At 67.9% G+C, this 6205-nt stretch carries 7 protein-coding genes; 5 read left to right on the top strand and 2 right to left on the bottom strand.

Annotated elements, in window-relative coordinates:
- Positions 1 to 972, top strand: a 972-nt coding sequence (locus A5706_RS08945; protein WP_068129193.1) for a YihY/virulence factor BrkB family protein, incomplete at its 5' end; no start/stop codon positions are given.
- Here the strand turns inward: A5706_RS08945 and A5706_RS08940 are convergent.
- Positions 973 to 1212 (bottom strand): DUF3039 domain-containing protein, encoded by a 240-nt coding sequence (locus tag A5706_RS08940; protein ID WP_068129191.1) that lies wholly within the window; start codon positions 1210 to 1212, stop codon positions 973 to 975.
- Between the two features lie 45 nt (positions 1213 to 1257).
- Here A5706_RS08940 and A5706_RS08935 point away from each other — a divergent pair, with 45 nt between their 5' ends.
- The 3 genes from A5706_RS08935 to A5706_RS08925 all read left to right on the top strand — a co-directional run bounded on the left by A5706_RS08935 (position 1258) and on the right by A5706_RS08925 (position 3601).
- Positions 1258 to 1659 (top strand): DUF3099 domain-containing protein, encoded by a 402-nt coding sequence (locus tag A5706_RS08935; protein ID WP_082964262.1) that lies wholly within the window; start codon positions 1258 to 1260, stop codon positions 1657 to 1659.
- Positions 1660 to 1807: 148 nt separating this feature from the next.
- Positions 1808 to 2767, top strand: a complete 960-nt coding sequence (gene sigB / locus A5706_RS08930) for a sigma-70 family RNA polymerase sigma factor SigB (protein WP_067006623.1) — start codon at positions 1808 to 1810, stop codon at positions 2765 to 2767.
- Between the two features lie 138 nt (positions 2768 to 2905).
- A complete protein-coding gene (locus A5706_RS08925) occupies positions 2906 to 3601 on the top strand; it encodes a metal-dependent transcriptional regulator (protein ID WP_068107269.1) in 696 nt (231 codons plus the stop codon).
- 23 nt (positions 3602 to 3624) lie between these two features.
- Here the strand turns inward: A5706_RS08925 and A5706_RS08920 are convergent, their stop codons facing one another.
- On the bottom strand, positions 3625 to 4683 hold the full coding sequence (locus tag A5706_RS08920) for a DUF4192 domain-containing protein (protein WP_068129186.1): 1059 nt from the start codon (positions 4681 to 4683) through the stop codon (positions 3625 to 3627).
- Between the two features lie 114 nt (positions 4684 to 4797).
- Between A5706_RS08920 and sthA the strand changes: the two genes are divergently transcribed.
- Positions 4798 to 6204, top strand: a complete 1407-nt coding sequence (sthA, locus tag A5706_RS08915) for a Si-specific NAD(P)(+) transhydrogenase (RefSeq protein ID WP_156767023.1) — start codon at positions 4798 to 4800, stop codon at positions 6202 to 6204.
- Position 6205 lies beyond the last annotated feature (1 nt).

Genomic DNA, 6205 nt, shown 5'->3' with positions numbered 1-6205 from the left:
GTCCAAGCCGCGCGGCCGTCCCGCCACCACGTCCGGCGAATCAGTCTCAGGACCCTGGCCAAGAGCTGGGACGACTCCATTTTCTCCGAGTCGGCCCAGGCGGGATTCTGGTCGGCCCTGTCCACCCCGCCCCTGCTCTTGGGAATGCTGGGCAGCTTGGCTTACGTGGCGCCGCTGTTCGGCAAGGACACGCTGTCCGCGATCGAAAAGAGCATCATCTCGACCGCGCACAGCTTCTTCTCGCCGAGCGTCGTCAACGAGATCATCGAGCCCACCATCCGTGACATCACCGCCAACGCGCGCGGTGAAGTGGTGTCGCTCGGTTTCTTGATCTCGCTGTGGGCGGGATCGTCGGCGATCTCGTCGTTCGTCGATGCGGTGGTCGAGGCCCACGACCAGACCCCGCTGCGACACCCGGTGCGACAGCGGTTCTTCTCGCTGTTCCTGTACGTGGTGATGCTGGTCTTCGTGGTGATCGCCGCGCCGGTGATGGTGGTGGGACCGCGCACGGTGAGCGAACACATCCCGGTCGGACTGGCCAACGTGCTGCGCTACGGCTACTACCCGGCGCTGATCCTCGGGCTGATGATCGGGATCATGCTGCTGTACCGGGTGGCGCTGCCGGTGCCGCTGCCGAGCCACCGGCTGGTGTTGGGCGCCATCCTGGCCACGGCGGTGTTCCTGATCGCCACGCTGGGCCTGCGCTTCTACCTGCGGTGGATCACCAGCACCGGATACACCTACGGCGCGCTGTCCACGCCGATCGCGTTCCTGTTGTTCGCGTTCTTCGGCGGCTTCGCGATCATGCTCGGCGCCGAGCTGAACGCCTCCATCCAGGAGGAATTCCCCGCGCCGAGGACCCATGCCCACCGGCTGCGCAACTGGCTGCTGACGCGCCGAACCGCCCCCAAGCGGGTAGTCGACTTGCCCGCGGCGCCGTCCGACGTCGCAGCGGCCGAGCCGCCGGCCTGATCAGTCCCTCTTGAGCCGCTCGTAGATCCGCTTGCACTCGGGGCAGACCGGCGAGCCCGGCTTGGCCGCCCGGGTGACGGGAAACACCTCGCCGCACAGCGCGACGACATGGTTGCCCATGACGGCGCTCTCGGCGATCTTGTCCTTCTTGACGTAGTGGAAGTACTTCGGGGTATCGCTGCCGGTCCCGTCGTCGACGCGTTCGTCGGTCTCGGTGCGTTCGATCGTCTGGGTCTGCATGCCTCACATTGTGCCCCCTGACTCGCCGGTACCGGAATCGTTTGGTTGTGGGACAGTGGAGATATGAAGCGCGGCGAAGAGCCAGGGTTCGACGGCTTCGACGACACCAGCCGTCCCGTCCTGATCACCTCCGCCGCGCCCTCCTACGAGGAGGAGCATCGCGCCCGGGTGCGGAAGTACCTGACACTGATGGCCTTTCGGATCCCGGCGCTCATCCTGGCCGCCGTTGCCTACGGCGCCTGGCACAACGGCCTGATCTCACTGCTCATCGTGGCGGCCTCGGTGCCGTTGCCGTGGATGGCCGTGCTGATCGCCAACGACCGGCCACCGCGCCGCTCCGACGAGCCGAGGCGGTTCGAGCAGACGCGGCGGCGCACTCCCCTGTTCCCCACCGCCGAGCGCCCGGCGCTCGAACCGCGGCGACCGCACCACGACGGTTCCGGCTAGCCCCCAAAGGGCGCACTTCTCAGGACATTCTCAGGTCGTCGGCACATCTGTGCACGTCAAGGCGTGTGAGATCACGCGCGGGCGGGAACTCCCAGGGCTAATCCATCGTTAGACGTCATGACAGTGCAAAGCCGAACGGGAGGTCGCTATGGCGAACGCCAGCACAAGCAGGATCGACGGCGATCTGGATGCTCAAAGCCCCGCCGCGGACCTGGTGCGCGTGTATCTCAACGGCATCGGCAAAACGGCGTTGCTCAACGCGGCGGGTGAGGTAGAGCTGGCCAAGCGGATCGAAGCCGGCCTGTACGCCGAGCATCTGCTGGAAACGCGTAAGCGCCTCGGAGAGAACCGCAAACGCGACCTGGAGGCCGTCGCGCGCGATGGCCAGGCGGCGCGCCGCCACCTGCTGGAAGCGAACCTGCGGCTGGTGGTTTCGCTGGCCAAGCGTTACACGGGTCGGGGCATGCCGCTGCTGGACCTCATCCAGGAGGGCAACCTCGGTCTGATCCGCGCGATGGAGAAGTTCGACTACACAAAGGGATTCAAGTTCTCCACCTACGCCACGTGGTGGATCCGCCAGGCCATCACGCGCGGCATGGCCGACCAGAGCCGCACCATCCGGCTGCCGGTCCACCTCGTCGAGCAGGTGAACAAGCTGGCGCGGATCAAGCGGGAGATGCACCAGAACCTCGGGCGGGAAGCCACCGACGAGGAACTCGCCGCCGAATCCGGCATCCCGGTCGAGAAGATCAACGACCTGTTGGAGCACAGCCGCGACCCGGTGAGCCTGGATATGCCCGTCGGCTCCGAGGAGGAGGCTCCGCTCGGTGACTTCATCGAGGACGCCGAGGCGATGTCGGCCGAGAACGCGGTGATCGCCGAGCTGCTGCACACCGACATCCGCAGTGTGCTGGCCACTCTCGACGAGCGCGAGCACCAGGTCATCCGGCTGCGCTTCGGCCTGGACGACGGCCAGCCGCGCACGCTGGATCAGATCGGCAAGCTGTTCGGGCTGTCCCGCGAGCGGGTCCGCCAGATAGAGCGCGACGTGATGTCCAAGCTGCGCAACGGCGAGCGCGCCGATCGGCTTCGGTCGTACGCCAGCTGATGCGTCCATAGCCAGTAGAAAGTCGGTATGCCCGTCGCGCGAGCGGCGGGCATACTGCTTGCCTGGGGAATCCGCAAGAGGCGTTGGACCCATTCTTGCAGCTGGCCAAGTAGACTCAGCGTCAACGGAGGGTGCTGGATGAACGAGCTGGTTGATACCACCGAGATGTACCTGCGGACCATCTACGACCTCGAAGAAGAGGGCGTGACGCCGCTGCGTGCCCGGATCGCCGAACGCCTCGAACAAAGCGGGCCGACCGTCAGCCAGACCGTGTCCCGCATGGAGCGGGACGGCCTGCTCCACGTCGCCGGGGACCGCCACCTGGAGCTCACCGACAAGGGCCGCGCGCTGGCCATCTCGGTGATGCGCAAGCACCGCCTCGCCGAACGACTGCTCGTCGACGTCATCGGGGTGCCGTGGGAGGAAGTGCACGCCGAGGCATGCCGGTGGGAGCACGTGATGAGCGAGGAAGTCGAACGCCGGCTGGTGAAGGTGCTCAACAACCCGACCACCTCCCCGTTCGGCAACCCGATCCCGGGCCTGTTGGACCTCGGCGTGGGCCCCGATTCCGGCGCCGACGGCATCAACCTCGTCCGCTTGACCGAACTGCCCGCCGGATCTCCGGTCGCGGTGGTCGTGCGCCAGCTCACCGAACACGTCCAGGGCGACATCGATCTGATCACCCGCCTCAAGGACGCCGGCGTCGTTCCCAATGCCCGGGTCACCGTCGAGACCAGCCCGTCCGGCGGCGGGGTCACGATCCTCATTCCCGGCCACGAGAACGTCACCCTGCCGCACGAGATGGCGCACGCCGTCAAAGTCGAGAAGGTCTGAGCGGCCAGCACCGATCGCCGCCACTATCCCGCCCGGCGCCCGAACGCCCGTCGCGGCGGCAGTCGCACCCCCAGCCGCTTGGCCAGCCGGTAGCCGGTGGCCGCCAGTTTCCGGATGTCGTCGGGCTTCATGCCGGACTGCAACGCCTGATCCAGCATCTCCGCCATCCGGTGGCCAGGGTCGCACCGCAGCGCGGCGTCCAGCGACACCCCGGCGAGCGGGCCGTCACCTCGGGCGTACGCGCTGAACGCGAGCAGCGCCAGGGCCTCGACCCGCCAGGGCGGCGGCAGGCTGCGGGCGAGCAGCGCCCACAGCGACTCGGCCTCCCCCGCCCGGTCGCCGACCGCCAGGGCGTAGAGCGTGTCGCGCACCTCCACGTCGCTCAGCGCGCAGCCCAACGCCGCAAGCTCGGACGCGGACAGCGTTTCGCCGCGCGCGACGCGGGAGGCCGCGGCCATCGCTTCTTGCACGTCGCGGCGCGCACACCCGGTGGGATCGGCGCGATGGGCCACCTCGCGCTGCGCCGCCTGGCGCCGGACCGCGTCGGCCAACTCGGCGGCGCCCGCCGGGTCGTCGACCGCGATGACGGCCTGCAGGTCGGCGCGCCGGCGGTAGAGCCGGCGGCCGTCGAGCACCGCCGCCGCGGCCAACGGCGACGCCGACGGGTCGTCGACGAAGCCGCCCGAGCCGCAGCCGTCCACGCAATGCCAGCGCCCGCCGCGGGCCACCCGATCCACCACGTGCGCCGCATAGAGTTGAATTCCCCGCTGCGACAACGCCTCTGCCAGCTCGCCGCACAGCAGCCGGTATTCCTCGTTGCACCCCGGGCAGTGCGCGCCGTGCGCGTCGACGATCACCGCGATCGCCGCCTGGGGCCTGGCGGCGGCGGCGACTTCGGCCAGATGCCCGACGCGGTCGACGAGTTCCTGACAGAGGTCGACCCGCATCACGGCCCCCAGTTCCCCGCCTTCCAGGGACACCAGGACCAATGAATTCTCCGGAACGAAGCCGAGAACGGCTGGTAGCGCCGCGATCAGCGCGCCGGGGCGATTGAGCTTGAAATCGGGTTGATGCGTCGTCATGGGCACCAACGCTGACGGGCGGCACCGTCGAGCCGTGCCCCCGCGACGGGATCGGGCCGCTCGTCTGTGGAGAAAGTCTGGACTGTGGGCCTTATCGTCTATGCCATGGGTTCGATGCAGGAGTACGACATCGTCGTGATCGGTTCGGGACCGGGCGGCCAGAAAGCCGCCATCGCCTCGGCCAAACTAGGCAAATCCGTCGCCATCATTGAACGCGGCCAGATGCTGGGCGGCGTGTGCGTCCAAACCGGCACCATCCCGTCAAAAACGTTGCGCGAGGCGGTGCTTTACCTCACCGGCATGAGCCAGCGCGAGCTCTACGGGGCCAGCTACCGCGTCAAGGAGAAGATCACCCCGGCCGACCTGCTGGCACGGACCCAGCACGTGATCGGCAAGGAAGTCGACGTGGTGCGCAACCAGCTGATGCGCAACCGGATCGACCTGCTCATCGGGCACGGCCGCTTCGTCGACCCGCATACCATCGAGGTCGAAGACCCCTCCCGGCGCGAAAAGCTAACCATCAGTGGCAAATACATCGTGATCGCCACCGGCACCCGGCCGGCGCGGCCGTCCGGCGTCGAGTTCGACGAAGAACGGGTGCTCGACTCCGACGGCATCCTCGACCTCAAGACGCTGCCGGCCTCGATGGTCGTCGTCGGCGCCGGCGTGATCGGCATCGAGTACGCCTCGATGTTCGCCGCCCTGGGCACCAAGGTCACGGTCGTCGAAAAGCGCGACGACATGCTGGATTTCTGCGACCCCGAGGTCGTCGAGGCCCTGAAGTTTCACCTACGCGACCTGGCGGTGACGTTCCGGTTCGGCGAGGAGGTCACCGCGGTCGACGTCGGGGCCGCCGGCACCGTCACCACGCTGGCCAGCGGCAAGCAGATTCCCGCCGAGACCGTCATGTACTCCGCCGGCCGCCAAGGCCAGACCGATCACCTCGACCTGCAAAACGCCGGCCTCGAGGTCGAGGGCCGCGGGCGGATCTGGGTCGACGACAAGTTCCGGACCAAGGTGGAGCACATCTACGCCGTCGGCGACGTCATCGGGTTCCCGGCCCTGGCCGCGACCTCGATGGAACAGGGCCGGCTGGCGGCCTACCACGCGTTCGGGGAAGCGTGCGAGGGCATCACCGAGCTCCAGCCCATCGGCATCTATTCGATCCCCGAGATCTCCTACGTCGGGGCCACGGAGGTGGAGCTGACCAAGAACTCGATCCCCTACGAGGTCGGGGTGGCGCGGTACAAGGAGCTGGCCCGCGGCCAGATCGCCGGCGACTCCTACGGCATGCTCAAGCTGCTCGTGTCGACCGACGACCGCAAGCTGCTCGGGGTGCACATCTTCGGCACCAGCGCCACCGAGATGGTGCACATCGGCCAGGCCGTGATGGGCTGCGGTGGGACGGTCGACTACCTGGTCGACGCGGTGTTCAACTATCCGACGTTCTCGGAGGCCTACAAGGTGGCCGCGCTGGACGTGACCAACAAGATGCGCGCGCTGTCCCAGTTCCGCCGCTGAG

Source organism: Mycobacterium sp. E796 (genome assembly GCF_001672815.1).
GTDB lineage: Bacteria > Actinomycetota > Actinomycetes > Mycobacteriales > Mycobacteriaceae > Mycobacterium.
Note: the sequence above shows the minus strand (reverse complement) of the source record. Positions and strands in the feature narration are given on the sequence as shown.